This is a genomic window from Sphingobacterium anhuiense (assembly GCF_042686355.1).
GTDB classification, from domain to species: Bacteria; Bacteroidota; Bacteroidia; order Sphingobacteriales; family Sphingobacteriaceae; genus Sphingobacterium; species Sphingobacterium anhuiense.
Genome location: NZ_JBHUPE010000002.1, coordinates 162,981 through 188,947 on the forward strand (window position 1 = coordinate 162,981; position 25,967 = coordinate 188,947).

The window sequence follows — 25,967 nt, forward strand, 5'->3', positions numbered from 1 at the left end:
TCTAACATATAGCGCTAAAACAATAGCTAACTTTAATTGTTCATCAAATGAGTTAAAGATGAGCCAGTTTATTTTCCTGTCCTAGGAGTTAAATTATAAATACAAATATAATTAGTTTAAGTGGTTAACAAGTGTTAAAAATAATAGGTAAAGCTCCTTTTTTATTTAAGTTCGTATAGTTTAAATGAAAATATCAAAAAAAGTGATTATTACTCCAGCTACCTAAACACTAAAACAATTGGAATTTAATCGATTTTGATTATAGCAAATATTACAATATGCAAAAAACACATATACTTTGGGCTGATGATGAAATTGATTTTTTAAAACCTCATATACTCTTATTAGAAGAAAGAGGCTATAAAGTCAAAACAGTAAATAATGGAAATGATGCGGTGGATGCTTTTAAAGAAGGTGTTTTCGACCTAGTATTTTTAGATGAAAATATGCCGGGTTTAACAGGTTTAGAGACATTAGCAATCTTAAAATCCATTAATCCTACCGTACCTACTGTACTGGTCACAAAAAATGAAGAAGAACATGTCATGGAGGATGCCATAGGCTCTAAAATTGACGATTATCTTATAAAACCCGTTAACCCGAAGCAAATTCTCCTGACTATCAAAAAACTGACGGAAAACAAGAGACTTGTTAACGAGAAAACATCGATGGCATATCAACAGGACTTTAGAAACCTTGGTATGGTATTAAATGATGATCTGAATTATCAACAATGGTCCGAGGCATATAAAAAGCTGATCTATTGGGAGCTTTCGCTCGAGAAACTCGAAGATGCGGGCATGCATGAAATCTTGACAATGCAAAAATCGGAAGCAAATGTTCAATTCTGCAAATTTATCGAAAAGAATTACTTGAATTGGATGAAAGCTCCAGATCAAGCTCCAATACTTTCGCATCAATTATTTAAGAAAAAGGTATTTCCGCAATTAACGGAAGATAAACCTACATTTTTCTTTTTAATTGACAATTTGCGTTACGATCAATGGAAAGTGATCAACGAAGTAATCACCGATTATTTTAGACTAGAGGAAGAAGATACTTACTACAGTATTTTACCGACCGCGACTCAATATGCCCGAAATGCGATTTTCAGTGGACTGACGCCTTTAGAAATGGAAAAGCGATTTCCAAAAATGTGGCAGAACGATGAAGATGAAGGTGGTAAAAATTTATATGAAGACAAATTTTTAGAAGACCAAATCCAGCGTGTCTACCGGAAGCCTATAAAACACTCCTACACAAAGGTCTTAACCTTAGATCAGGGGAAAGATGTCGTGGACAATCTGAGCAATTTAATCCAGAACAATCTGAATATATTAGTCTACAACTTTGTCGATATGCTTTCGCATGCAAGAACAGATATGGCTATGATTCGCGAGTTGGCAAACAATGAAGCGGCTTATCGTTCTTTAACCCTTTCTTGGTTTGAACACTCGCCCTTATTTGAAGCCTTGAAATGGCTGTCCCAGCGTAATGTTCGAGTGATCATCACAACAGATCATGGAACAATTAAAGTAAAAAAACCGAGCAAGATTGTTGGTGACCGTAATACAAATACCAATTTACGCTATAAACAGGGTAAGAATCTAAATTTTATTGACAAGGACGTCTTCTTAATTAAGAATCCACATGACGCTCAATTACCAAAGTTGCACATGAGCTCCTGCTTTGTCTTTGCAAAAGAGGATTCATACTTCGTATACCCGAACAATTACAATCAATTTGTCAATTATTTTAATGAAACTTTTCAGCATGGGGGTATTTCATTGGAAGAAATGATTATTCCTTTCGCTACTTATACTTCCAAATAAGTAATTTTGCAGCATGATAATCGAAGTCAATCAACTTTCAGAATTAGATCATGCTGCAGAACTACTTTTAAAGTCTTTTCCTGATGATCGTGTATTTCTCTTTTACGGTCATATGGGTGCGGGAAAAACAACCTTTATAAAAGCACTTTGCAAAGCATTGCAAGTACAAGACAACACCTCAAGTCCCACATTTTCAATTGTAAATGAATATAGCGCACCACAGGGCACAATTTTTCATTTCGACTTTTACAGAATAAAAGAAGAAGAAGAGGCCTATGACTTTGGCTATGAGGATTATTTTTATTCTGGAAATTATTGTTTTATCGAATGGCCGAATAAAATCCCAAACTTACTGCCTGATGATGCAAAAACAATTAAAATTGAGATTACATCACCTACAAGTCGAAAAATAATTATAAAATAGTTGCGCCCCATGCAACCTTTCCTAAATATCTTACGTCTTCCTAATATAAACTGATTAAATTTTGGAAAACGTAAGTATAGATTCAACATGGAAAAAATGTCTCACTGGAGATAGAAAAGCTCAGTACCATCTATATCAATTTTTTTCTAAAAAAATGTTTGTTGTTTGCTTACGCTATGCAAAAGACAGCTTAGAAGCGGAGGATATACTGCAAATCGGATTTGTAAAAGTCTTCACTAAAGGACACCTGTTTTCAGAAAATGGGTCTCTCGAAGGCTGGATACGAAGAATTATGGTCAATACGGCTATTGAAATACAGCGAAAAAACAAAATTGCTTATGTAGAGTCTCTCGATAACGACATTATTCATGAAATTCCGAATAACAACGCTACCGATCAGATACATTACAAAGATTTAATGTCAATCGTTCATCAATTACCCATTGGTTATCGTACAGTCTTTAATCTCTATGCTGTAGAAGGCTATACACACAAAGAAATTGCCGAAATGCTCAATATAAGTGAGGGAAATTCAAAATCGCAGTTATCAAGAGCAAGGCAGTGGCTGAAAACAAGATTATTAAAAATTGAGGCATTTACGTTATGAAAAATGAAGAAATCGACAAATTATTCCGCGATCATATTGACAAACTTGATATACAGCCTAGCGCTGATATCTGGAATAAAATAGAAGCGGATCTTGATGAACAGAAAATTGTACCAATCAAGAAAAAAATAAAGTGGTTAAAACCGCTTGTTAGCATCGCCGCGACCCTCATTTGTATTGGGATTTTTAGTCTATTGGTCATGAAGCAGTCAGCAAGCACCGTGGAAACCACAAACATTGTTAATCGGAAAAAAGATACAGCTACCCAAAAAGAACAAAAGGAGCCAGTAGAAGATTTGATAGAAACTAAAGAAGAGCCTGTCCAATTTGCCGTCAAAACTGTAGCCGAAAAAACTCAGGATACGCAAACTGATTATCAAATAAAATCAATGCCACCGAAAATTGCACAGATCAATGAAGCGGTAGCGCTTAAAAAACTAAAAATAACAGCAGAACAACCGATGCTAGTAGTTGTGGATTCACAAGCACAAATAGCACATGCAATGGAATACATCCCGATCAAACCCATTATTGAAAACCCGGACGAAGAAGAAAGTATGATGGCTTCAACCAGCGAAAGCAAACAGAATGTTGTTACTAAGGTGCTCAACATTTTGAGCAAAACCATCAATCAAGGGAATGGTTCAGAAGTTCAGTTCAGCAATGATGACGAGGGAACATTACAGATTGATCTACTTAATAGTCTCGTTAAAAATAAAAAAAGAAAAAAGTAAAACCTAAATAAACTCTTTCCATATGAAAAAATATTTTCTATCGTTCGCAATCATCGGTATCCTAACATCCTGCCTTCTAGTAAAAGCATATGCACAACAGGACAGCACTAAAAAAATTAATATTTCAACAAGCATTTTAGGCAAAGAAGACAGTGATAAAATTGATGACAAAAACACACCTGCTGTTTCAAAGTATCCAAAAATATTTGGTGGTATTACTTTTTCTCGCATAGATTGGGGATTTTCAAGGTTAATTAATGATGGTAGCTTTACATTAAATGAGAATAACGAATTTTTAGAATATAAAAAAGCCTCAAACTTTGGTTTTGATATTGCTCAATTTGGCCTTAGGTTCAATGATCGATTCAAAACGTATATATCGACAGGTTTTGAATGGAACTATCTGAGATTGAAACATAATGTTTTGCTGGATCAGGACGCTACTCCTTTGGACTATTCCTACCCGGATGACATCACTTACAAGAAGAATGTATTTACATCAACCTACCTACGCGTTCCGTTAACATTTGAATTCAGAAGTAAAAGGTTTAAAAATGGTGAGCGTGCGAAACTTGCTGTCGGCGCAATGACCGGAATTTTAATAAAAGGTAGTCAACGTTTAAAAAGTAATGAACAGGGCAGCCAAAAATTTAAAGATAATTACAATTTGGCCAGCTTCCAGTATGGTGCCTTTGCGCGACTCGGATATGATTCAATGGGCGTTTTTGTCAAATATTATTTCAATGATATGTTCGAAAATAGTCCTGATCAACAGGGTTTAAATAATTTTACTTTTGGCCTGACGCTAGGTTTTTAGGGTAGAATAATATTAAAATGCTTAATTTTAAGCCGAATTATAACATTCGGCTTTTTTTATTTTGCAAAATATGTCACAATCTTCTTGTCAGTATGTTCCCTTTGATAAAGAGGTCCTTGGACTTCCTTACATCCATCTTGAAAATCTTAGTTTTTCATTTTTAGAAAATTCGGAAAGTTTAGCCGTACAGCAAGCAAATATAGGAATCCAAGAAGGTAAAATCACGGCTATTATCGGAGAATCTGGCAGTGGGAAAAGTACATTACTTCGTCTCATCTATGGTCTATTAGAGCCATTAACCGGTGAAGTTCGTTACAAAGGCTGGTTAGTTCCAACAAGAAAAGATAAACTTATCCCAGGGCATCAAGACATGAAGCTGGTTTCCCAGGGTTTTGATGACTTAAACACATTTGCAAATGTTTGGGATAATGTCGCTTCCCAATTGCCAAATACAAATATCGAAGCCAAACAAACTAAAACTGCTGCAATCCTGAAAAGACTGCGGATTGACCATCTTGCAAAGAAAAGAATTGCTGACATCAGCGGTGGAGAAAAACAACGTGTTGCGATCTGCAGAGCATTGGTAAATGATCCACAAGTACTATTGATGGACGAACCCTTCAATCAGGTTGATGCCTCTTTCCGAGACACATTGCAACAAGACATCAAACAAATTGTGGTCGAGACAGGCCTTACGATCATACTTGTTTCCCATGATCCGACAGAAGTATTGGCACTGGCCGACGATCTTATTGTAATGAAAGATGGTAAGATATTGGATCAAGGCCATCCACGGGAACTTTACGAAAGACCAACTAATCCATACACAGCACTTTTATTAGCTAAAAGCAATATTCTGAGTAGCACAGATGCGAAATTGCTTCAAATACAAAGTGATACAACCGTCATCATTCATCAAGAATGGGTATCTATAACGGCATCGGAGACAACGCATGATTTCACATTAACCGATATCCGCTTTAGAGGTTTTTATTATGAATTAGTAATTACAAATCATGCCTTACAACTACATGCCATCAGTACTACTCCTGTTTCAATCCAAGTAGGACAACCTGTAACCGTCAAGATCGCGCAATATATCAGTCTTTAAGTAAAAGACGATCAATAAGAGCAATCAATTGATCAAACTCTTTTTTCTCATACCCAAGGGACTGGTAAATAACATTGCCCTGGGCATCGAGTACGACATTGCGTGGAATACCTTGGTCTGCAAATAAACCAAATACATTTCTTTTCAAGTCCGGATAAAATGGTAGGGAATATTTGTGTTCGGCAACAAAGGGATCAATTTTATTCCAATCCTGCTCACGCGCCAGTACCATTAATTCAAATTTGGGGTTATCTTTATATTTTTCCCATATTTCCTTCTGCAAGCGAGGCAATTCCTCTCGACATGGAGGGCACCAGGTTGCGAAGAAATTAAGCAACACTACTTTTCCTTTCAGATCGGAACTGGCAATAGAAGTTCCATCTTTCTTAGGAACTGCAAATGCAGGACTTGCTGCATTTAGAGGCACTTTCCACCCTCCATCAGAGGTTTGTGCTTCGGCTATTAAAAACAAAAAACTAAAAATAAGTCCTAAAATATGTTTCATTTCAATAATATATTATAAATGATTTACCCAATCTACAAAACTATCTAACCAAGCTACTGAACTTGTCTTATTAATCAAACCAAAACCGTGCCCCCCCTCCTCATAAGTCAATAGCTTATTTTTAACATGAGCTTTATCCAGTGCTTTGATCATCACATAACTGTTTTCAATCGGAACCGCTTTATCATCCTTTGCGTGAACAAAAAATACAGGACAAAGATCTGAGGTCACATGCTGTTCAGATGAAAATTTGGCAATCTGCTCTGGAGATGGATTCTCTCCGAGAAGGTTGATTCTAGAACCATTGTGCGTAATAGCGTCAGTCATGGAGATAACGGGATAAATCAATCCGGCAAAATCGGGCGCTAAAGATAACTGTGACGGATTAGAAATGAAACCACGTTTTGAACTGACAAGCAAAGTAGATGCAAGGTGCCCTCCTGCTGAAAAACCGATAACTCCGACTTTATGCAATAAAGGAAAACCACTGCGGATGAACTGCATAGCACGCTGCGCATCTTGTATTGGTCCAATGCTCTTATCGACCATGATATTGGGCGAAGGTAATCGATATTTAAGAACAAAAGCCGTAAAACCAGCTTTGTTCAACTCTTTTGCAACATCGTGTCCTTCATGATCCATAGCAATATGTGCATAACCACCGCCTGGAATAATCAACACACCCATACTCTTATCTAAAGCTGCATTTGGCTTGTAAACAAATATTTCTGGAATATTTCGATTGTATCTGGCCGTATCTGTATTGATAGAATTTGGGATCTTGTCATTATATAAGGCAAACTTTTCTTGCGCTGTTGCTTGAAAAACAACTGAAAAAAGAATAATCATTAAAGTAAGTTTCATGAATTACAAATTGGTCACTATAATTAAATCCAGATCTTTGGCTGTCATTTCAAATTTTGAAGCAATATCCTTATTGGTCAATATTCCCTGGTATAAGTAGGTTGCACTTCTAATTCCTGCACTTTTCCAAATGACATTTTTGACACCTCCCTGCTCAGCAATATCAAGTAGTATTGGTGTAAAAATATTTGTTAATGCATAGGTTGCAGATCTCGCCACCCGAGAAGCAATATTAGGGACACAATAATGAATGACATCATATTTTCTAAAGGTCGGTGTATCATGTGATGTGATATTTGAAGTTTCAAAACATCCCCCTTGATCAATGCTTACATCTATAATAACAGAATTAGGTTTCATTTCTGAAACCGTTTCTTCAGAAATGACACAAGGAGTTCTCCCATTTTTTGAGCGTAAAGCACCGATGACCACGTCGCAGGTTTTCACAGCTTTGTTCAAAATTGTAGGTTGGATAATAGAAGTGTATACCCGACTTCCTAGATTATTCTGGAGACGTCTTAATTTATAAATGGAATTATCAAAAACTTTCACTTGTGCACCCAGTGCAATAGCTGTCCTTGCCGCATATTCTCCAACTGTTCCGGCACCAATAATGACCATTTCTGTCGGCGGAACACCTGTAATACCTCCCAACATTAAACCTTTACCACCAAAACTATTGCTTAAATATTCAGAAGCGATTAAAGTTGAAGTAGCACCAACAATTTCTCCCATTGCTCGGACTACTGCCAAACAGCCCCCTTCATCGCGCAGATATTCGAAAGATAAAGCAGTAATTTTTTTTTGAATAAGCGCTCTCAGAACAGGTAGCTCTAATAATGAAGGCTGTAGTGAAGACATCAATATCTGATTTTGCTTCATCATTCCAACTTCCTCAAAAGTGGGTGCGCAGATTTTCACAATACAATCCGCTTGATAAACTTCCTCAGCAGATGAGACAATACGAGCACCTTGTTCACTGTAATGATGATCCAAAAAATTAGATCCTAAACCGGCACCGGTTTCCATAATAACTTCATGGCCATTTTCTACCAAAAGACCGACTGACAGTGGTGTCAAACAAATCCTTCTCTCCTGAAATGCAATTTCCTTGGGTATACCAATAAACAATCTTTTTTCCCTAGAAGCAGTCGCTGATAAAGTCTCTTGTGGCTGTATCATTGCTTGACTTGCCAATTTACTTAAGTCACTCATTTATTTTCATGCATTACTTTTTAAATTTACTACTTTTATTTAAGCTAAGCAAAAGAAATTAAGCACTTATATGCCTAGCTGTTTAGAAAAAAAGTTACATTTGTCCAACTAAGCACTAAAACAAAACTATGTTTAATAAACTTAATATTGTTCCACGTTGGATTATTTTTGTATTAGATATCTTTACGGCAATATTTGCCTTTACCTTGGCAAATATCATCTATTACAGTTTTGATTTTGCTTTCATAAATACATCTGAATTTGCGATCAGACTGATTTATGCAATGGGTGTCACAGCAACTTCCTTTTATTTATTTAAGATGCACACTGGCATTATACGCTATACCAGTGCTGTTGATTCCATTCGAATTCTTACAGCAATTGTATTCGCAGTACTTGTTTTCTTCGTTATCAAAACGGTATTACTCGCAACTGGAGATCAACACACTCTACCTGGCTCACTCATTATTTTATATGCCTTATTTTGTTTCTTATTGCTCACGACATACCGAACATTTATTAAAATATTCTTTGTTTATACAAAAAATATAAGAAGTGACAGACGCAATACGTTGATCTACGGCGCTGGCGACCTTGGTATTGCCGTTAAAAGAACGTTAGATCACGATACCCGTTCCAAAAATGCCATTGTCGGTTATCTAGATGACAATGAACAAAAAATCGGAAAAGTAATTGATGGAATTAAAATTTTTGACCCGAAGAAACTAGGACAGGTTATTATCAATCTGAACATTGAAGAGGTCATCATTGCTTCTCACAATATCCCCTTAGAATCTAAAAATGATATCATTGACATCTGCCTTGAGAAGAAGGTGACCATATTGACTTTACCTTCTGTCAAGAAAATCATGAATGGGGAGTTAAACCCAAATCAGATTCAAAAAATAAAAATTGAAGACCTCCTTGAACGAGCTCCAATAAAGATAAGCAATGACAACATTTTAAATCAGTTAAAAGGCAAGCGTGTTCTGGTAACCGGTGCTGCTGGTTCTATTGGAAGTGAAATCGCGAGGCAGTTGGGCAAATTTGAACCACAGATGATTATTTTGTGCGATCAAGCAGAATCACCTTTGCATAACTTACAGCTGGATTTACAGGACGAGTTTCCATTACAGGTTTATCATTCATTTATTGGTGACGTACGTAGTATTGACCGTATGAAGCTCATGTTTGAAACTTTCAAACCGCATTATGTTTATCATGCTGCAGCTTACAAGCATGTTCCGATGATGGAGAACCATCCTTTAGAGGCAGTACACACAAATGTTGTTGGCACTAAAAATATCGCAAATCTTGCTGTTGAATATGGTGCGGAAAAATTCGTGTTTGTGTCAACAGACAAAGCGGTAAACCCGACAAATATTATGGGTGCAACGAAAAGGATTGCTGAGATATATGTCCAATCCTTCAACCACTTTTTACAAAGTAATGAGCAAGTCAATGCTAAAACCAAGTTTATTACGACGCGCTTTGGTAATGTATTAGGCTCAAATGGATCTGTTATACCACGTTTTCGAGATCAAATTGAAAAAGGAGGTCCCGTAACCGTTACACATCCCGAAATAACGAGGTATTTTATGACAATTCCAGAGGCCTGCCAATTGGTATTAGAGGCTGGATCGATGGGAGAAGGTGGTGAGATTTTCGTTTTTGACATGGGCAAATCTGTTAAAATCATCGAATTAGCGAATAAAATGATCAAACTTTCTGGTTTTATTCCAAATCAAGATATCGAAATTAAGTTCACAGGTTTACGTCCCGGAGAAAAACTTTACGAGGAGCTTCTGAATGATTTAGAGAACACAATGCCAACGCATCATAAAAAAATTATGATTGCAAAAGTTCGGGAAAACGATTTTCAACAGGTTAATCATCACCTTGAGAACTTAGTAACCGGTATTAAACAGCAAAATAAGCATAATGTTGTTTTAGAAATGAAAAGGATTGTGCCAGAATTTAAAAGCCAAAATTCAATCTACGAACAGATAGATAAAGAAATTGAGGCAGAGAAAGACTTAATTAATAGAGTTTAACGTTTATTATAATTACAAAAGCTTGCATATTTACCGTAAAATTGTATTTTTGCAATCTATATTTTTTCATTGAATCATAATGTCTAAAAATCAAAACCAAAATAACGCTGGACAAGCGAATAAACCTTCACAAGGTTCATCTTTTCAGGACAATCAAAAAAGCATCACTTTTATCGTCGGTGGTATTTTTGTGTTAATTATATTGTATTTTGGATATCAAAAACTTTATCTACAACCGAGAGCTGAGAAAGCAGCGAACGAAATATTTAAAGCTGAAGAATATGCTGCAATAGATTCATTACAAAATCGTGCTATTGAAGGAGACGGTTCTTTTGCAGGATTTAAAGAAATTGCAGATGAATATTCAAATACAAAATCTGCAAACATTGCAAATGCATACCTAGGTGGCTTATATCTACGTCAAGGAAAGTATAATGAAGCGATCGAAGCTTTAGAAAATTATTCGGCAACCGGAAGTCCAATTCTAGACCCATTGGTTACTGGATTGAAAGGTGACGTACATTCAGAATTGAAAGATTATAAGAAAGCAGCTGGATTTTACAAAGAAGCAGCTGATAAATCGGCGAACTCGTATACGACTCCATTATTTTTGAAAAAATTAGGTTTAGTTTACGAAGCTCAGAATGAGTTCAAGCAAGCTGAAGAAACGTATAAAAAAATAAAGACTGATTTCCCTGAAAGTCAAGAAGCAGCTATGATCGATGGTCTTATTGGTCGTGTTCAAGCGCATTTGTAGAATTGACTCAAATACATATAAAAAAAGGTTGCCCAAAGGCAGCCTTTTTTTATGCTATATATTTCTCATATGAGCTATTATGACAGCTAAAATACGGTGCAATAACGTCACTCCAATTATAATTGAAATAACTACAAAGCATTTCCTGAAAACAATTCCCAATGCATAAATTTACGTTGATATGAGCGCAATTATATTGTGTTTCTAAGCAAATTTATCTAAGTTTGTTCTACATATGGCAAGTAGTATTAAAAATTTATCGGACTTTTCACACATTACAGTTGCAAACGCAAATCCTTTTAAATTTGGAATTGTTGTTGCACAATGGAATGCGGAAATAACTGGGGCTCTTTTAAATGGTGCAATTTCTGGTCTAGAAAAGCATGGAGCACAAGAAGAAAATATAAAAATCATCGAAGTACCGGGTAGTTTTGAATTAATAACGGGTGCAGATATTTTGTTACGCGATGATTCATTTGATGCAATCATTTGCTTAGGCTGTGTGATTCAAGGAGAAACACGTCATTTTGATTTCATCTGTGACGCGGTTGCCAATGGCATCAGTAACGTCGCATTAAAATACAACAAGCCTGTTATTTTTGGAGTATTGACAACTGACAATCAACAGCAAGCATTGGACAGAGCGGGTGGCAAGCATGGGAATAAAGGTGAAGAAGCAGCAATCACTGCTATTCAGATGGCACATATTAGTGCGCAGTATTAATATGTCTTTTTTTTAATTTAAAAAAATAAGAGATCTAAACACGAGAGCCAGACAAAAGCTATTCAGATCAAAACTTGGCTAGCGAAATGCAAACAAGAATAAGATAATATTGTTATCACTATAGTATTTGATCGACTTCAGTGTCTTGTATAAGATATTGAAGTCGATTTTATCTTTTATAAAGATCTATATTTTATATAATGAAGACTATACTAAAAATTGCTTTCTTATACATCATCATGCAAATGAATGCTATCTTGGGAATAGCACAAGAAAGTAATATACAAATGAAGCTGGAATCCTCCATAGGAGGAATTGAAAACTGGCAGAATACTAAATTTCTCTTATTCTCCTGCACAGGGAATGATAATGCGAATCTGCTTAACAGCTCTTCCGACAGATCATTATTATGGAATAGAGAAACTGGAGAATGCCGCTTTGAAGGACAATCAACAAAAAATGAGAAGCTGGTTTATTTATTCAATTTCAAACGCAAGCAGCCCCTCAAACTCTTTGTTAATGCTGTTGAGATTAAAACCATAGAGACGGCTCTGCAACGCGACATTCAGCAACAGGTCAATGAAGACCTAAAGCTCTTGTTATTGCCGCTAATAACAGAATTAAAAGGTATAAACTTTACTGATATAAAAGTAAAACTTTTGAATAATGAGAAATTGTTGAGCACGTTTGTTAGCTATGATGGGAGTTTCTATGACGGTCCTATAAAAGGAAATTTACTCATCAATGAAAATACGGGTGAAATAAAAGCTTTTGAAAACACCATAAGTATGGTCAATTATCAGGTTGATCAATATAAAGATGCAGGTTCTGGCCTAAAGCTTCCAACTTCGTTTATCGCACTAAACAATAAAAAGAAAAGCTGTACATTTACAACTGTTTCTACATTCGAACACGTAGAAGCTTCAAAATTTACTGAATTATAATATGATTAACTGGATTCCTCTTAATAGTTTAGACCAACTACAGGAAATATTGGGTAGTGAGCAGGTCACTGCAATTTTTAAACACAGTACTACCTGTGGCATTAGCGGTATGGCGAAGAAAAACTTTGAACGCTTTGCTAATTTAACAGATAAGTCTTACGATGTTTATTATTTAGATTTATTAGCTTTCCGAGAAATTTCGAATCAGATTGCTTCCATTTGGCATATCGAACATCAGTCGCCGCAGCTCTTGATTATAAAAGGCAAAGCATGCCTTTTCAATGCATCGCACGGAGATATTGATTTCGATGATCTTGTCACTTATATAAAATAGAAAAAGCTACTAAGTAGCTTTTTCTATTTTATATGTATTTATTTACTTTGTCCATCATCTTCCCACCAATCTTCTTTCAAATCATCAATCTCACGACGGTCTCTTTTAGTGGGTCTGCCAGCTCCCCGATCTCGAGTTAAAATTGGAGCATGGAATGCCGATTTATAAGCGGTTGTCTCCTCTTCCGGAGTTTGATCTTCATAAAACTGTACGGCCGTCTTCGCATCAACTCTTCTTTCAAGAAGTCCTAGAACTTTTACGATCTTACGTTCGATTCCTTTTTGAACCTGATAGATATCCCCTACTTTAACAACGTAGGAAGGCTTAATATTCTGCCCGTTCAATTTTACCCGCCCAGCCTTACAGGCCTCGGTAGCCAGACTACGTGTTTTAAAAAGACGTATTGACCACAAATATTTATCGATTCGAAGTTTTTCAGTTTCTGTTGCCATTTGTACAAAAATAGTCATATTGACTTAAAATCTGCTCATTATCCATTATAAATTGAACAAATTTTAACATATTTGTCTTCAATAAAAAGAACTGATAATTTTTGAATTATAAAAGATGCCTGAACAATTAAAAAAACTTATCGAAGATGCCTGGGAGGATAGACAACTTCTAGAATATAAAGAATATGCGGAAGCAATTCGTACTGTGATCTTAAAACTTGATGCTGGTGAATTGAGAGTCGCTGAGCCAATCGGTACGAGATGGCATGTTAATGACTGGATTAAAAAAGCTGTAATCTTATACTTCCCGATCCGTGAAATGAGTGAGTCTTCTGCAGGTCCATTCGTTTACTACGATAAAATGAAATTAAAGACGAACTACAAAGAAATTGGTGTTCGTGTTGTACCTGGAGCATCTGCTCGTTTAGGTGCATATCTAGCTAAAGGTGTAATTTTGATGCCTTCGTATGTCAATATCGGAGCATATGTTGGTGAAGGCACTATGGTCGATACTTGGGCTACTGTGGGTTCTTGTGCACAGATTGGCAAAAATGTTCACTTAAGTGGCGGTGTAGGTATTGGTGGTGTATTAGAGCCGGTACAAGCTGCTCCGGTTATTATCGAAGACAATGTTTTTGTTGGTTCTAGAGCAATCGTTGTAGAAGGTATCCGTGTTGAAACTGAGGCTGTTTTAGGTGCTAATGTGGTATTAACGGCATCCACTAAAATTATTGATGTATCGGGCCCTGAGCCAGTGGAATACAAAGGTTATGTACCTGCTCGTTCGGTTGTTATCCCTGGTTCTTACACCAAAAAATTCCCTGCTGGTGAATATCAAGTTCCTTGTGCACTTATCATTGGTAAACGTAAAGAGTCTACAGACAAGAAAACATCTTTAAATGATGCTTTACGTGATCACAACGTAGCTGTATAATTTCCTAATTAAAATAAAAAATGAGTCAATTTGTAGATAGAAACGATATTAATCAAGCTTTAGAAGTTCTCAAAAATGGCGGTTTGATTTTATACCCAACAGATACGATCTGGGGTATTGGTTGCGATGCCACAAATCCTGAGGCTGTGGAGAAGGTTTTTCAGTTAAAAGGAAGAGCAAAGGAAAAAAGCCTTATTATTCTACTACATAATGACAATCAATTGGCAAGTTACGTTACTGAAATTCCAGAAGTAGCTTACCAATTGATTGAATACACAGAGAAACCATTAACTATCGTGTACTCTGGAGCTAAAAACTTAGCTCCAAATGTTATAGCAGAAGATGGTTCAATCGGAATTCGTATTGTTAATCACGACTTTTGTCAACAGCTTTTACAACGTTTTAGAAAACCGTTGGTATCTACCTCTGCGAATATTAGTGGCGAAGATTCGCCAAAATGTTTTGATGATATCTCTGAAGAGATTAAAAATCAAGTGGATTATGTTGTTCAGTTTGGACAACATACTAAAAGTGACGGGAAGTCATCAAGTGTGATGAAGTTAGATCCTAGCGGGAAGTTTGAATTTCTACGAAAATAAGATCAGTATGAAAAAATTACTATTACTTGTTGCTTTAGCCTTTGGTATTTCTTGGAACGGCCAAGCTCAACAAAAAGAAATTACTCCTGCAGAAATTGGTGTACAATATGGTAAAAAAGTGGATAAGTCTAATGCTATTACAGTTGACAAACTTGAAAAATCATTAGAAAAATCACCTAAATTCACCGGTAAAGTCACTGGAAAAGTTATTCAGGTCTGCACCAAAAAAGGGTGCTTCTTGACACTTCAAAGAACGGGTGACAAAGAGCCTATTACAGTACGCTTTACTGATTACAGTTATTTTGTACCTGCTGATTTAGTTGGTAAAAATGTGATTGTAGATGGTTATGCCAAAGTAAAAGATACGACAAACGAAATCACTTTTGTTGCTGATGGCGTATTAGTTGTTAAATAGATCGTTTAATAAATTAAAGGAGGTCATTTTCATTAACGAAAATTGACCTCTTTTTAATTTTAGCATTTATTAAATAAGCTTGATACATTTGTACAAGATGAAAATGATCAAAACTACCCCTGCGCAATCCATCAATTTAAAAGGTCGCATCATGACATTTGACCGTCCCGTCATCATGGGAATTTTAAATGTTACTCCGGACTCCTTTTTTGATGGTGGGCAAAATAATAAGAATATTGAACAAATACTGATCAAGACTCAGGCCCTTTTAGATGCTGGAGCCGACATCATTGATATCGGTGCATATTCCTCTCGACCTGGAGCCACATTAATTACTTCACAGGAGGAACTAGATCGAGCACTACCTGCTGTCCACGCTATTTCAAACACATTTCCTGACGCGATACTTTCAATAGATACATTCCGTGCCGATGTTGCTGCGGCCTGCGTACATGCCGGCGTACATATGATCAATGACGTCTCGGGAGGTACAATTGATCCGGAAATGTTCCCGACAGTTGCAAAATTGCAAGTGCCTTATATCTTGATGCACATGCGTGGCATTCCCGAAAATATGCAACAATTAACTGTTTATCAGGATATCGTCACAGATGTCGCTACATATTTTGGTGAGAAGATTGCTGCATTAAGAAAATTGGGCGTCAAAGATATTATACTGGATCCGGGTTATGGTTTTGCAAAAACAATTGAACAAAACTACGAGTTGCTTTATCGGGTAGATGAACTTCACTATTATGGGCTTCCTATACTTGGTGGTATATCCCGAAAGTCAATGATCTATAAAAAACTTGGTCTAACTCCACAAGAAGCACTAAACGGAACAACAGTTCTCAATACACTTCTCCTGACTAAGGGTGTACAGTTACTTCGTGTGCATGATGTCAAAGAAGCTAAACAGATTGTCGATCTATTATTTCAATAGTAAATTGATTAGAAAATAAAAAGGAGCCGATCAGCTCCTTTTTATTTTCTAATATCTTTTCAAAAATCTATAAAACATCCATCAGCTTTTCAAAAGCCATTCCACGGGATGCTTTCAGTAATATTGTTGCATGCGAAATCGGATTACTCAATAAAGCGGCTTTCGCATCACTTGTTGTTTCGAAAAATTCTCCACCTACATCTTGATGCTCATAAAATGCTTTACCGACAAAGATCAAACGCGCTCCAGAAATGGTTTTCGCCAATTCCACCACTTTTTTATGCTCATGAGAAGATTCTTCACCTAATTCAAACATATCTCCCAGTATAACAACTTTATGAGTAGCCTCAATGATACGCATATTTGTTAATGCCGCTTCCATACTCGTTGCATTAGCATTATAATAATCACAGATCACTGTATTACGATCTGTCTTTGTTATCTGAGAACGGTTATTTGTTGGTTTATATTCTGAAATAGCGTTATTGATAAGGTTAAGAGGCACATGAAAATAATGTCCAAGAGCTATCGCTGCCAAAAAATTCTCCGTATTATAAGAACCTGCCAACTGCGTATCGGCATGAAAGATCTCTTCAGATTGTTGAAGATGCCATTCAATCTGTAATAATGGATCTGCTTTAATTAGGTTTCCAATAATAGCATTTGACTCGGAAAAACCATATTTAACCACTTTATCAATATGCCGTTGCTCAGCCATTTCTTTAAGAAAAGGATTATCTCCCTGTAGAAATAACGTTCCTTGATTAGCTTCCAACCAGTCATAGAGTTCACCTTTTGTTTTCTTTACCCCTTCGAAGGAACCAAATCCCTCTAAATGTGCTTTACCTACATTGGAAATCAGACCATGAGTGGGTTCGGCAATCCTGCATAAAAAATCAATTTCACCAATATGATTAGCTCCCATTTCGATGATTGCAATTTCAATATCGTGGTCAATAGCCAATAAAGTTAATGGAACACCAATATGGTTATTTAGATTTCCCTTTGTAGCATATGTCTTATATTTTTTGGACAGAACGACATGCAGTAACTCCTTAGTCGTTGTCTTACCATTCGTACCCGTTACACCAATAAAAGGTATATTAAATTGTTTGCGGTGATAATGTGCTAAAGCTTGGAGAGTTTCTAAAACATCATCTACGAGTATAAATCGATCATTTTTTTTATATTTCTCTTCGTCAATGACGACATAAGCGGCTCCCGATATCAAGGCTTGTTCCGCAAATTCATTTCCATTGAAATTTGATCCCTTTAAAGCAAAAAAAAGCGAATCAGGTAGAATATTTCGTGTATCTGTTGATACACTGGGGTGTTGTTTGAATAAGTTATACAGTGCTTGCAGTTCCATTCTTAAAAACTTTTACTTGATTACCTCAATAGTAGCAATCATCAAACAAATATAATAATTTAGAGTTCTATAAATCAGTACAAAAATTTCAAATAATCCTTAATCCCAATCAGCGCAGGTTATTCATTTTATCGCAGTATAGATGTGCTTATACTCAAAAGATGAAGATCCAAATAATTATGTTCATGATCTATTGTGGGAATTCTATGCAGATTAGTTGGACTGCAAACTGATTCCTTATAATTTATGCAGAGATAATATCACATATAAAGGTGTGTGAAATGATCCAGAGTCGATTAACACAATTATGGAACGTAACCGTAAGGCGACAGCTAAATAATGCTTCCAGTTTTTACCATTAAGCACAAAATGCTTGTATAAGCCTAAATAATCTCTGAAAACGTTTGCGTAAAAATAAGATGCTAATTTTGCTCTACCTATTATTATAAGCATTAACTTTAAAATATATCTATTGTAATTCTTCGACACATACAGCACTGATCCGGTTACATAGAGATGATCATATAGATTCATAAAGTTACAGTAACAACAAACTTATATTTCTATTTTCAAAGTAGAAAGAATAGAGTAAACCAAATATGAACAATAATAAACCAACAAAGTACCGCTGGAGTGTTTGTGCTCTCCTATTTTTTGCCACCACTATAAATTATTTAGATAGACAAGTCTTATCCTTAACATGGAAAGATTTTATAAGCCCTGAATTTCATTGGACAAATAATGACTACGGTAATATAACAGCTCTTTTCTCGATCTTTTATGCCATAAGTATGCTTTTTGCAGGTCGGTTTGTCGATTGGATGGACACAAAAAAAGGCTTTCTTTGGGCGATCGGTATTTGGTCAGTTGGTGCTATTATTCACGCTTTTTGTGGTATCGCTACTGCGGGACAGTTAACCGGTAACTGGTTTCTAAATTTTGAGGAGTCTAAAGCAGTAATTGGAACAATTAATGACGTCGGTTTAGTAATCAGTACCAGTGTTACGCTATTTATTTTTGCACGCTTTGTATTAGCAATAGGTGAAGCGGGAAACTTTCCTGCCGCCATAAAAGCAACTGCAGAGTACTTTCCTAAAAAAGATCGCGCCTTAGCGACCAGTATATTTAATGCCGGTGCGACTATTGGCGCACTGGTCGCTCCTATTACAATCCCAACAATTGCAAAGTATTATGGATGGGAAATGTCTTTTATTATTATTGGTGCTTTGGGTTTTGTATGGATGGGATTTTGGGTATTCATGTACAAAAAACCAGAAGAGCACCCTAAGGTTAATGAAAGTGAGCTGCGCTATATTCTGCAAGATTCAGCTCATCATACCGAAGAACAAAAATCTAATGAGAAATTAAAAGTATCTTTTTTGGAGTGCTTTAAACATAAACAAACGTGGGCTTTTGCCTTAGGAAAATTTATGACAGACGGTGTCTGGTGGTTTTTCTTATTTTGGATGCCTGCCTATTTAAGTGCTGTTTATAACATTAAATCATCTGATACAGAAGGACAATTAGCAATTTTTGTTTTATACATCATTACTTTATTCTCAATCTACGGAGGTTATCTTCCAACTCTATTTGTCGAAAAAAAGGGCATGAATCCGTATGAAGGTCGAATGAAAGCGATGTTAATTTTCGCATTTATTCCTTTGATCGTTTTATTTGCACAGCCCTTAGGTTATATCTCCTATTGGGTTCCTGTCATTTTTATTGGAATTGCTGGTGCTGCACACCAATCCTGGTCTGCAAATATCTTTTCTACTGTTGGAGACATGTTTCCGAAAAAAGCTATTGCCACTATTACCGGTATCGGAGGATTAGCAGGAGGCTTAGGAGCCTTTATTATTAATAAAATATCAGGTGTTCTTTTTGACTATGCTAAAGAAACTCAACTGAAATTCATGGGATTTGAAGGTGAACCAGCTGGATATTTCATTATCTTCTCATTTTGTGCGGTCGCTTATCTTATTGCGTGGGCAGGAATGAAAGCATTAGTTCCTAAAATGAAAATTGTAGAATTATAATAAATAACACAAACAGTGGAATCAACATCGAAGGAAACTCCGTAACTTCAACGTTAGAATATTATTTACAGGAGGGATATTCTATCCCTCCTGTATTTTTTTCGGTCTGGAATAAGTCTACGAACACGAACTCCATACAGATCTTAAATTGACCATGTATCAAGCACACAGCTGCTCATTAATTTTCTCTCAAAATAGCAGCAAGCCATCTTATATTTAACCTAACTTATATTTAATAGCGAGATAAAATAGTGAGATTATTCGAATACTGTTGTAAACAAGTATGATCTGAGTGATGATATTGCAAAAAAAACCGCAAGTATTTTCATACTTACGGTCAACATATTACATAAACATTGAAACTATCTATTATTGGGCACGCTGTTTTTCTTCATTATCCGTGCTCTTTTTCTTAGTCACATTTTTCAAATTTCCAAACTTATAAGAGTAGGTTAAACGTGCCACTCTTCGGTCCTGATTCTGTCGGATCTTTGTGTTGAAAGATGAGAAATTCGTTGATAGGTTTTGATTACTGGTATTAAAGACATCGGAGACTGCGAGTTTAAGCGAACTTCTCTTGTCTTTAAAGTTTTTAGTAAAGCCAATTTGTGCATCCCAACGACTTTCCAATTTATAAATGTTATAAGTAAAAGGTGAAAAGTAGCGTAGATTCATCTCTGCAGACAATGAAGGTGACAGCTTAAATGTACTCATTGAATTCACCTGAAAAAGGAAACTTGAATTGTTAACCACCGCTCCTGCAATAGCTCCGTCAAAATTCATGTATACAGCCGTGATATTGTTGTAGGAAGACCAGAACTTTGCAATCTGAACTGGCATACTTAAATTCAAAAATGCCGAATTATTTTTTCCTAGATTTTCACGCGTTACCCAAGTTGTTTTCTTAATTGAATCTTGGCCCATACTTTCCACGATAGCATCGGTCTGCGCATTGTAACCCAATGTAACCGTATATTTCTTATATAAAGTATAATTCAAATTCAACTCATTTGCATACTGTGGATTTAAGTAAGGATTACCACGCTCAGAAGTGTACTTATCGATAAAGTAATCAAAAGGATTGAGTTGTCGATAATTAGGTCTTGTGATCTTACGTGAATATCCCAAAGAGAAAATATGGTTTTCATGCGCATCGTAACTCAAATTAGCTGATGGGAATAGATCAAAGTAATTACGTTTAACCTGTTTATTTTCTGTAATGGAGTGTCCATCAGACAGTGTATATTCCCCTCTTAAACCGGCCTTAATACCCCATTTACCAATCTGGTTATCATAATCAAAGTAACCTGCGGCAATTTGCTCTTTATAAACAAAATGATTTGATCTATTGACGATATTTGTCCAGACATTATCCAGTTGCTCTTCAAACAGAAGATTATTATCAGATTTCACATTTGAATACTTCACGCCGGTTTCTATATTCGAGGTTTTATTCAGCGGTTGATTATAATCCAGTTTTGCGACGTATATATCAATTCCTATTGGCATCTCACTTCGCAATAGTTCTGGATCACGTATCAATTGATCGTTTTGATTAAACAATCTATTATCATAATCAGCCTTTTTACTATTTTTGAATTTACTCCAATCTAAATCCAGTACCAATTTTTTACCTGTCGAGTCGATCTTAAACTCATTATTGAAATTAAGTGAATAACGATTAAAACCCTCTTTGAACTGTGTCATAGAGATCAACGTCGAATCAATTGTCGTTAAAGGTCCAATGAGAGATTTACTATCGTTATCATTAAGCTCCACATTATTGCTTCCGTTAAATTGTAAAGACATCACATTCCGATCGGAAGTTTTCTGCTCTATGCCAAATTTGTATGTATGCGTACGATCTTTAATATGCAGATTTGATTTTTGATCAAATAAAGTCTCGATGCCGTCATTAGAAATGATACGCTCTATATTTAGTCTGTTGACATATTTATCATCACTATAAGAATAAGATCCAAAATAGGTTGTATTATTCTTTTTGTAATTTAAAGATAAGGCCGAATTACCTCTAAACTTCTGTCCTAATCCTGCTGTGGCAGAGAAATTACCATTAAATCCCTCCATCTTATTTTTTTTCATCACGATATTGATCGTTCCCACAGCACCTTCTGCATCGTCCCTCGCGCTACGTGATTTGATTACTTCAACAGATTTGATCTGATTTCCATCAGTACTTTTCAAAAGCGTAGTCAATTGTTCTCCAGTCATATAAGTTTGTCGGCCGTCGATAGTAACCTTTACTCCAGACTGCCCCATTAACTGCAGATTATTGTCGTTGTCCAAACTAACTCCAGGAGCGCGCTGTACGATATCGAGTCCATTATTACCCGCGGCTAAAGGCGAATTCTCGACATTTAAAATCAATTTCCCCTGTTTATTTTCGACCAATGGCCTCTTGCCTTCGATCGTCACCTCAGCTAAGGTATTTGTACTGGGACTCAATTTCAAATCTGCAATCTGTTGCTGTGTTTTATTAAAAGCAATAACTGCAGATCGGGATACACTGTACCCGATCATTCTTGCTTCCACATAATAAGATCCTGCAGCAACATTTTCAAAAGCATATTGCCCATCTTCTTTCGTAATTGCTGTTTTTAAGATAATATCATTAGTACTATTGATCAGATAGGCTGTAACTGCGCCCATGGGTTCATTTTTTTCATTTACGATCTTACCCGATATTCCAATAGCAGCCCAAAGCAGTTGGCTACTGATTGCAAATAAGATTGTTAATAATAGTTTCATTTTCATTGTATTGTTTAGGTTGTTATATTCAAAATAGGTGTAATGAATAATTAGTATGCGGTTATCGTATAATGTTACAGTTTGCGAGTTTTATTAAAATAATAGGTGCTAAGCACCTATTATTTATTTTTTCTTTCCTTTTGTTTCAACCACCACACCAGTAGGAGAAATACTGATAATGGTATCTTTTCTGCTAACTGCAGTATCTACAGTTACCACATTTTCATCCGTCTCATCTTCCGCTTCAGGTGCAAATTCAGATTTTTCAGGTAGAGCACATTTCAAACCCAGATTTGTCATTACCCATTCCGTTTCTTTAATATCATCATTTTCATAACGCTCATAGCATTCCCAGTAAGATATATCTGCATAATTGCGCTCTAAATCCCTGTTCAGCATTACTTTTGCACCAACTGGAAGGTAGATCGTAACATTCACTTTTTGATCTCGATACAATTCTTTCTCACCTAATTTAAAGTGGCTATCAAAAATAATGTTCGCGCTATCCTGAACGGCTTTATAATTGATTGCAGACGCACGTTTAGTTGCCAAATTATAATTAGCTCCTTTTGCCGAATACTCATATTTGATATAAGGCATTTGCGTTGAATCTACCCTTTCAAATCGAATTCGGATATCATCCTGAAGATATTCGAATAAGTTGGTACCGACCTTTAGATTTGAACGGCCGTGATCTCCATTTATTTTGATGACACGCACATCACGGGCATTGATACGATAGATAGATCTTGGAGCCAAAGGTTTTTCTTCTACGATCATACTTTCTTCTCTAAAATCTTTAGCCACCGAACCTGCATAATAGATAATGCTACCTAAAGAAATTAACCATACTAGGAATAAAGAAGTCGTTAAGTAATTATTCATCGGCTTGCGGTCAAACAACAAGCGAATAATGAGGTAAAATAAACCTGCAAATGGAATTGCAATAGCCAAGAATGCTGCCGTTAATGCCCATGGAGCCTGCTGAGGATCGATCAAATTTAATGGTTCAATAATCCCTCGGTCCGTTACGCCTGCTATACCCAAGCTAAAAAAGATCAAGGCAATTAACAGCGATATTAAGCTTAAGCCTATTGAAAAAGCAACGATCAGACCGATCACTTTTGCAAAGATTTTAATGATCTCTCCAAATGCTGTTCCAGCATTTTCTACACCTCTATTGAATGTGTTGCCGGCACCAGAAAAATTCTCTTTTAGACCGCTCAATTCCTCTTCAAAACTTCGTTTAAAATTCTGGATATTAGGCGACTCTCCGCGCATTTCCATACGATCTGCTCTGGTAATTGCGATTGGCATTACAATCCACAAGATAATATACACCAGAAATCCTGAACCGAAGATTACAACGAATAACACAAATAAAAGTCTAATCCATCGAGCCTCTATGCCAAAATAATGTCCCAGACCACTACACACACCACTGATTACCTTATCTTCTGGATCACGCATCAACTTTTTACCCGTACGAAAAGTGCTGTATGCCTGATTTGTTTTTTGATCTGAATACTGTTGATCCGTATCGTTGATCTCAAAATCACTCACACTTCCCATCTGTGCGATGACGGCATTGACATCATCCATATTCAGTACTTCTTTGATTCCGAGTTGAATCTTCTCTGTAAACATCTCTGCAATACGATTTTCGATATCTTCCAAAATCTCTTTGCTGTCTTCCGAACTTCCGAAATGCTTTTTAATATCAATCATATAATTGCGCAACACATCATATGCGTCCTCTTCTATATGAAAAACGATACTATTTATATTGATAATTATAGTCTTGTTCATGGTATTTATAGGTTATATTGATTTGTCAATTGTATTAATTCTGTCCGCTAGAGATGTCTCCACTGCAAAAACCAGTTCTTTCCATGTAACATCCAATCGCTCAAGAACCTGTATTCCTTCTGCTGTGATTTCATAATATTTACGTGGAGGTCCAGAAGTTGATTCCTTCCATATATAACTCAGCAAACCGTTATTTTTAAGCCTAGTCAACAAAGGATATAAAGTTCCCTCTACAACCAAGAGCTGTGCTTTTTTCAGTTCGCTGATGATATCCGATGCATATATTTCCCCTCGGGAAATAATAGAAAGAATACAATATTCCAGTATTCCTTTCCGCATCTGTATTTGTGTATTTTCAGCTATCATAACAATACAAAGATATATGTTTTATTATGTACTATGCAATACATAGTACTATATAAATTTAAAAAATAAAATTAAAACGCTGTAAATCAGCTAAATAATTTTCATATACGTCTAAATACATTATTTCACTTTTCTTATATTTATCACTATTTTAGCACGAAAATTGATTATAAGGAGTGCATGATAAGATTATTATTAGATTATAAGTGGGTAATGCTTTGGGCTGTAGTGGTTATAGCACTGTGTTGTATGCCAGGACAAAGTTTTGAGAAAGTTCCTTCCTATCCGGGGATGGACAAGCTCGTTCACGCAGGTATGTTTTTCGTATTTTGTACGTTAATTTATAATGGTGTATTGGTTCAGTTCAAAGGTCGCCCTACAAAATGGCTTCCCGTTATTGTCGTAAGTATTTTAGGTATCCTTTTCGCCTTACTGACTGAAGCATTGCAATTGTATATATTCACCTATAGATCTGGTGATTGGTGGGATCTCTTTGCAGATAGCGTAGGCATTGGTATGTCGGGTTTTGCTTACTTGCTTTTTTACGTGAGACGTAAAAAGTAACAGATCAAATATTTAACATTCTAGATCAGATACTGTTTAGAAATTAACTGTGAAGTAGTTATCTGAAGTATACTAAGCCCTCGCTAATGTCAGAACAGAAATCCGGCAACCCGCCGCAATAAGTTTTTCCGCGGCGGCGGTTAATGTAGCTCCTGTGGTCAGTACATCATCTACCAAGAGCACATGTTTATCTGCTAAAATAGTTTCATCTGGGCAAAAAAACACATCCTGAACGTTGTCGTATCGTTCCAATCTTGATTTTTTAGTTTGACTTGTCCCTTCGCCAACTCGCGTTAATCCATGTTCCAAAACGGGTTTTGACAATGCAATACCAAGACCTTTTGCTAAATAAAAGGATTGATTATACCCCCTTTTCTTCAACTTCTTTTTATGCAAAGGAACGGGCACAATGACATCAACATCCTGAAAAGTGTGACTGTTAGACAGCGTCTCACCATATTTCCTTCCAAGGAAATATGCAAGTTGAGGTTGATTGGCATATTTGATTTGATAAAGTATCCGCTCTACCCGCGAGTCCTGCCGCAACAGAAATAGAGCCGAGGCATGTTCAAAATGAAATTTTCCCCACAATTGGCGCGCAACTTGATTATTAAGATCTAAATGAAAATCTGTGATAGGTAAATGAAATAGACAAGAAGTACAGATATACCTTTCTTGACTAACTAAAACATGGCCACAGCCTGCACAAATTTTTGGGAAAAATAAGGCTACAAAGTCTGATAAATAAAGAAATAATTGGTTTCTCATTTTTGATTATGCCTATACTAA

The 25,967-nt window shown here is 36.1% G+C and carries 26 protein-coding genes; 17 read left to right on the forward strand and 9 right to left on the reverse strand.

From position 1 onward, the window contains the following. Positions 1 to 278: 278 nt before the first annotated feature. The 6 genes from porX (at position 279) to ACFS6I_RS03965 (ending at position 5,525) form a co-directional block, all read left to right on the forward strand. On the forward strand, positions 279 to 1,832 hold the full coding sequence (porX, locus tag ACFS6I_RS03940) for a T9SS response regulator signal transducer PorX (RefSeq protein WP_021191867.1): 1,554 nt from the start codon (positions 279 to 281) through the stop codon (positions 1,830 to 1,832). A 13-nt stretch (positions 1,833 to 1,845) separates the two neighbouring features. Next, entirely contained in the window at positions 1,846 to 2,256 is a 411-nt protein-coding gene (tsaE, locus tag ACFS6I_RS03945) for a tRNA (adenosine(37)-N6)-threonylcarbamoyltransferase complex ATPase subunit type 1 TsaE (RefSeq protein WP_208700504.1), read from the forward strand. Between the two features lie 154 nt (positions 2,257 to 2,410). Next, complete coding sequence (locus tag ACFS6I_RS03950; protein WP_232789365.1) at positions 2,411 to 2,863, forward strand: RNA polymerase sigma factor; 453 nt, start codon at positions 2,411 to 2,413, stop codon at positions 2,861 to 2,863. After that, entirely contained in the window at positions 2,860 to 3,597 is a 738-nt protein-coding gene (locus ACFS6I_RS03955; protein WP_380918308.1) for a hypothetical protein, read from the forward strand. Before ACFS6I_RS03950 ends, ACFS6I_RS03955 begins: the two co-directional genes overlap by 4 nt. 22 nt (positions 3,598 to 3,619) lie before the next feature. After that, entirely contained in the window at positions 3,620 to 4,414 is a 795-nt protein-coding gene (locus tag ACFS6I_RS03960; RefSeq protein WP_021191871.1) for an outer membrane beta-barrel protein, read from the forward strand. A 70-nt stretch (positions 4,415 to 4,484) separates the two neighbouring features. Continuing rightward, positions 4,485 to 5,525, forward strand: a complete 1,041-nt coding sequence (locus ACFS6I_RS03965; RefSeq protein WP_380918310.1) for an ABC transporter ATP-binding protein — start codon at positions 4,485 to 4,487, stop codon at positions 5,523 to 5,525. Here the strand turns inward: ACFS6I_RS03965 and ACFS6I_RS03970 are convergent. Genes ACFS6I_RS03970 through ACFS6I_RS03980 form a run of 3 tightly spaced genes read right to left on the reverse strand, consistent with a single transcriptional unit; the run spans position 5,515 to position 8,109 of the window. Continuing rightward, positions 5,515 to 6,030, reverse strand: a complete 516-nt coding sequence (locus ACFS6I_RS03970; RefSeq protein WP_168127923.1) for a TlpA family protein disulfide reductase — start codon at positions 6,028 to 6,030, stop codon at positions 5,515 to 5,517. The genes ACFS6I_RS03965 and ACFS6I_RS03970 overlap by 11 nt on opposite strands. A 12-nt stretch (positions 6,031 to 6,042) precedes the next feature. After that, a complete protein-coding gene (locus ACFS6I_RS03975; protein WP_380918312.1) occupies positions 6,043 to 6,894 on the reverse strand; it encodes an alpha/beta hydrolase in 852 nt (283 codons plus the stop codon). A 3-nt stretch (positions 6,895 to 6,897) separates the two neighbouring features. Beyond that, entirely contained in the window at positions 6,898 to 8,109 is a 1,212-nt protein-coding gene (locus tag ACFS6I_RS03980; protein ID WP_021191874.1) for an alanine dehydrogenase, read from the reverse strand. A gap of 128 nt (positions 8,110 to 8,237) precedes the next feature. Here ACFS6I_RS03980 and ACFS6I_RS03985 point away from each other — a divergent pair, with 128 nt between their 5' ends. The 5 genes from ACFS6I_RS03985 (at position 8,238) to ytxJ (ending at position 12,922) form a co-directional block, all read left to right on the forward strand. Continuing rightward, the gene (locus ACFS6I_RS03985; protein WP_168127925.1) at positions 8,238 to 10,163 is read left to right on the forward strand and encodes a polysaccharide biosynthesis protein; all 1,926 of its coding nucleotides are present in this window, start codon (positions 8,238 to 8,240) and stop codon (positions 10,161 to 10,163) included. A 79-nt stretch (positions 10,164 to 10,242) separates the two neighbouring features. Next, a complete protein-coding gene (locus ACFS6I_RS03990) occupies positions 10,243 to 10,920 on the forward strand; it encodes a tetratricopeptide repeat protein (protein ID WP_132843478.1) in 678 nt (225 codons plus the stop codon). A gap of 235 nt (positions 10,921 to 11,155) precedes the next feature. Then, a complete protein-coding gene (gene ribH, locus ACFS6I_RS03995; protein ID WP_021191877.1) occupies positions 11,156 to 11,644 on the forward strand; it encodes a 6,7-dimethyl-8-ribityllumazine synthase in 489 nt (162 codons plus the stop codon). Positions 11,645 to 11,844: 200 nt separating this feature from the next. Then, positions 11,845 to 12,588 (forward strand): hypothetical protein, encoded by a 744-nt coding sequence (locus ACFS6I_RS04000; protein ID WP_380918315.1) that lies wholly within the window; start codon positions 11,845 to 11,847, stop codon positions 12,586 to 12,588. Position 12,589: 1 nt separating this feature from the next. After that, positions 12,590 to 12,922: a bacillithiol system redox-active protein YtxJ gene (gene ytxJ / locus ACFS6I_RS04005; protein ID WP_132771630.1), complete on the forward strand. Its 333-nt coding sequence runs from the start codon at positions 12,590 to 12,592 to the stop codon at positions 12,920 to 12,922. A gap of 38 nt (positions 12,923 to 12,960) precedes the next feature. Here the strand turns inward: ytxJ and ACFS6I_RS04010 are convergent, their stop codons facing one another. Next, on the reverse strand, positions 12,961 to 13,374 hold the full coding sequence (locus ACFS6I_RS04010) for an RNA-binding S4 domain-containing protein (protein ID WP_021191880.1): 414 nt from the start codon (positions 13,372 to 13,374) through the stop codon (positions 12,961 to 12,963). 115 nt (positions 13,375 to 13,489) lie between these two features. Between ACFS6I_RS04010 and ACFS6I_RS04015 the strand changes: the two genes are divergently transcribed. The 4 genes from ACFS6I_RS04015 to folP all read left to right on the forward strand — a co-directional run bounded on the left by ACFS6I_RS04015 (position 13,490) and on the right by folP (position 16,265). Beyond that, positions 13,490 to 14,308: a 2,3,4,5-tetrahydropyridine-2,6-dicarboxylate N-succinyltransferase gene (locus tag ACFS6I_RS04015; protein ID WP_132771631.1), complete on the forward strand. Its 819-nt coding sequence runs from the start codon at positions 13,490 to 13,492 to the stop codon at positions 14,306 to 14,308. A 20-nt stretch (positions 14,309 to 14,328) separates the two neighbouring features. Further along, entirely contained in the window at positions 14,329 to 14,907 is a 579-nt protein-coding gene (locus tag ACFS6I_RS04020) for an L-threonylcarbamoyladenylate synthase (protein WP_132771632.1), read from the forward strand. A 7-nt stretch (positions 14,908 to 14,914) separates the two neighbouring features. After that, complete coding sequence (locus ACFS6I_RS04025; RefSeq protein ID WP_132771633.1) at positions 14,915 to 15,322, forward strand: DUF4920 domain-containing protein; 408 nt, start codon at positions 14,915 to 14,917, stop codon at positions 15,320 to 15,322. A gap of 97 nt (positions 15,323 to 15,419) precedes the next feature. Further along, positions 15,420 to 16,265, forward strand: coding sequence for a dihydropteroate synthase (gene folP, locus ACFS6I_RS04030; protein WP_380918319.1), 846 nt, complete (start codon positions 15,420 to 15,422; stop codon positions 16,263 to 16,265). Positions 16,266 to 16,332: 67 nt separating this feature from the next. On the opposite strand, the gene ACFS6I_RS04035 is transcribed toward folP, so the two are convergent. Then, positions 16,333 to 17,634, reverse strand: coding sequence for a UDP-N-acetylmuramoyl-tripeptide--D-alanyl-D-alanine ligase (locus tag ACFS6I_RS04035; protein ID WP_380918321.1), 1,302 nt, complete (start codon positions 17,632 to 17,634; stop codon positions 16,333 to 16,335). A 599-nt stretch (positions 17,635 to 18,233) separates the two neighbouring features. Between ACFS6I_RS04035 and ACFS6I_RS04040 the strand changes: the two genes are divergently transcribed. Then, positions 18,234 to 19,670, forward strand: a complete 1,437-nt coding sequence (locus tag ACFS6I_RS04040) for an MFS transporter (RefSeq protein ID WP_380918323.1) — start codon at positions 18,234 to 18,236, stop codon at positions 19,668 to 19,670. Between the two features lie 369 nt (positions 19,671 to 20,039). Here the strand turns inward: ACFS6I_RS04040 and ACFS6I_RS04045 are convergent, their stop codons facing one another. The 3 genes from ACFS6I_RS04045 to ACFS6I_RS04055 form a co-directional block, all read right to left on the reverse strand. Next, on the reverse strand, positions 20,040 to 22,439 hold the full coding sequence (locus tag ACFS6I_RS04045) for a TonB-dependent receptor domain-containing protein (protein ID WP_380918325.1): 2,400 nt from the start codon (positions 22,437 to 22,439) through the stop codon (positions 20,040 to 20,042). Between the two features lie 123 nt (positions 22,440 to 22,562). Then, complete coding sequence (locus ACFS6I_RS04050; RefSeq protein WP_380918327.1) at positions 22,563 to 24,248, reverse strand: PspC domain-containing protein; 1,686 nt, start codon at positions 24,246 to 24,248, stop codon at positions 22,563 to 22,565. 12 nt (positions 24,249 to 24,260) lie between these two features. Then, entirely contained in the window at positions 24,261 to 24,614 is a 354-nt protein-coding gene (locus tag ACFS6I_RS04055; protein WP_132771639.1) for a PadR family transcriptional regulator, read from the reverse strand. A gap of 180 nt (positions 24,615 to 24,794) precedes the next feature. Here ACFS6I_RS04055 and ACFS6I_RS04060 point away from each other — a divergent pair, with 180 nt between their 5' ends. Continuing rightward, positions 24,795 to 25,178: a VanZ family protein gene (locus tag ACFS6I_RS04060; protein WP_132771640.1), complete on the forward strand. Its 384-nt coding sequence runs from the start codon at positions 24,795 to 24,797 to the stop codon at positions 25,176 to 25,178. Positions 25,179 to 25,250: 72 nt separating this feature from the next. Here ACFS6I_RS04060 and ACFS6I_RS04065 read toward each other — a convergent pair whose 3' ends face one another. Next, positions 25,251 to 25,946, reverse strand: coding sequence for a ComF family protein (locus ACFS6I_RS04065; protein ID WP_208700529.1), 696 nt, complete (start codon positions 25,944 to 25,946; stop codon positions 25,251 to 25,253). Positions 25,947 to 25,967: the final 21 nt, after the last annotated feature.

Excerpts from the sequence above, each read along its gene's own strand:
- porX (WP_021191867.1), top strand. The coding sequence starts at position 279 with ATGCAAAAAACACATATACTTTGGGCTGATGATGAAATTGATTTTTTA.
- tsaE (WP_208700504.1), top strand. The coding sequence starts at position 1,846 with ATGATAATCGAAGTCAATCAACTTTCAGAATTAGATCATGCTGCAGAA.
- ACFS6I_RS03950 (WP_232789365.1), top strand. The coding sequence starts at position 2,411 with ATGTTTGTTGTTTGCTTACGCTATGCAAAAGACAGCTTAGAAGCGGAG.
- ACFS6I_RS03955 (WP_380918308.1), top strand. The coding sequence starts at position 2,860 with ATGAAAAATGAAGAAATCGACAAATTATTCCGCGATCATATTGACAAA.
- ACFS6I_RS03960 (WP_021191871.1), top strand. The coding sequence starts at position 3,620 with ATGAAAAAATATTTTCTATCGTTCGCAATCATCGGTATCCTAACATCC.
- ACFS6I_RS03965 (WP_380918310.1), top strand. The coding sequence starts at position 4,485 with ATGTCACAATCTTCTTGTCAGTATGTTCCCTTTGATAAAGAGGTCCTT.
- ACFS6I_RS03970 (WP_168127923.1), bottom strand. The coding sequence starts at position 6,030 with ATGAAACATATTTTAGGACTTATTTTTAGTTTTTTGTTTTTAATAGCC.
- ACFS6I_RS03975 (WP_380918312.1), bottom strand. The coding sequence starts at position 6,894 with ATGAAACTTACTTTAATGATTATTCTTTTTTCAGTTGTTTTTCAAGCA.
- ACFS6I_RS03980 (WP_021191874.1), bottom strand. The coding sequence starts at position 8,109 with ATGAGTGACTTAAGTAAATTGGCAAGTCAAGCAATGATACAGCCACAA.
- ACFS6I_RS03985 (WP_168127925.1), top strand. The coding sequence starts at position 8,238 with ATGTTTAATAAACTTAATATTGTTCCACGTTGGATTATTTTTGTATTA.
- ACFS6I_RS03990 (WP_132843478.1), top strand. The coding sequence starts at position 10,243 with ATGTCTAAAAATCAAAACCAAAATAACGCTGGACAAGCGAATAAACCT.
- ribH (WP_021191877.1), top strand. The coding sequence starts at position 11,156 with ATGGCAAGTAGTATTAAAAATTTATCGGACTTTTCACACATTACAGTT.
- ACFS6I_RS04000 (WP_380918315.1), top strand. The coding sequence starts at position 11,845 with ATGAAGACTATACTAAAAATTGCTTTCTTATACATCATCATGCAAATG.
- ytxJ (WP_132771630.1), top strand. The coding sequence starts at position 12,590 with ATGATTAACTGGATTCCTCTTAATAGTTTAGACCAACTACAGGAAATA.
- ACFS6I_RS04010 (WP_021191880.1), bottom strand. The coding sequence starts at position 13,374 with ATGGCAACAGAAACTGAAAAACTTCGAATCGATAAATATTTGTGGTCA.
- ACFS6I_RS04015 (WP_132771631.1), top strand. The coding sequence starts at position 13,490 with ATGCCTGAACAATTAAAAAAACTTATCGAAGATGCCTGGGAGGATAGA.
- ACFS6I_RS04020 (WP_132771632.1), top strand. The coding sequence starts at position 14,329 with ATGAGTCAATTTGTAGATAGAAACGATATTAATCAAGCTTTAGAAGTT.
- ACFS6I_RS04025 (WP_132771633.1), top strand. The coding sequence starts at position 14,915 with ATGAAAAAATTACTATTACTTGTTGCTTTAGCCTTTGGTATTTCTTGG.
- folP (WP_380918319.1), top strand. The coding sequence starts at position 15,420 with ATGAAAATGATCAAAACTACCCCTGCGCAATCCATCAATTTAAAAGGT.
- ACFS6I_RS04035 (WP_380918321.1), bottom strand. The coding sequence starts at position 17,634 with ATGGAACTGCAAGCACTGTATAACTTATTCAAACAACACCCCAGTGTA.
- ACFS6I_RS04040 (WP_380918323.1), top strand. The coding sequence starts at position 18,234 with ATGAACAATAATAAACCAACAAAGTACCGCTGGAGTGTTTGTGCTCTC.
- ACFS6I_RS04045 (WP_380918325.1), bottom strand. The coding sequence starts at position 22,439 with ATGAAACTATTATTAACAATCTTATTTGCAATCAGTAGCCAACTGCTT.
- ACFS6I_RS04050 (WP_380918327.1), bottom strand. The coding sequence starts at position 24,248 with ATGAACAAGACTATAATTATCAATATAAATAGTATCGTTTTTCATATA.
- ACFS6I_RS04055 (WP_132771639.1), bottom strand. The coding sequence starts at position 24,614 with ATGATAGCTGAAAATACACAAATACAGATGCGGAAAGGAATACTGGAA.
- ACFS6I_RS04060 (WP_132771640.1), top strand. The coding sequence starts at position 24,795 with ATGATAAGATTATTATTAGATTATAAGTGGGTAATGCTTTGGGCTGTA.
- ACFS6I_RS04065 (WP_208700529.1), bottom strand. The coding sequence starts at position 25,946 with ATGAGAAACCAATTATTTCTTTATTTATCAGACTTTGTAGCCTTATTT.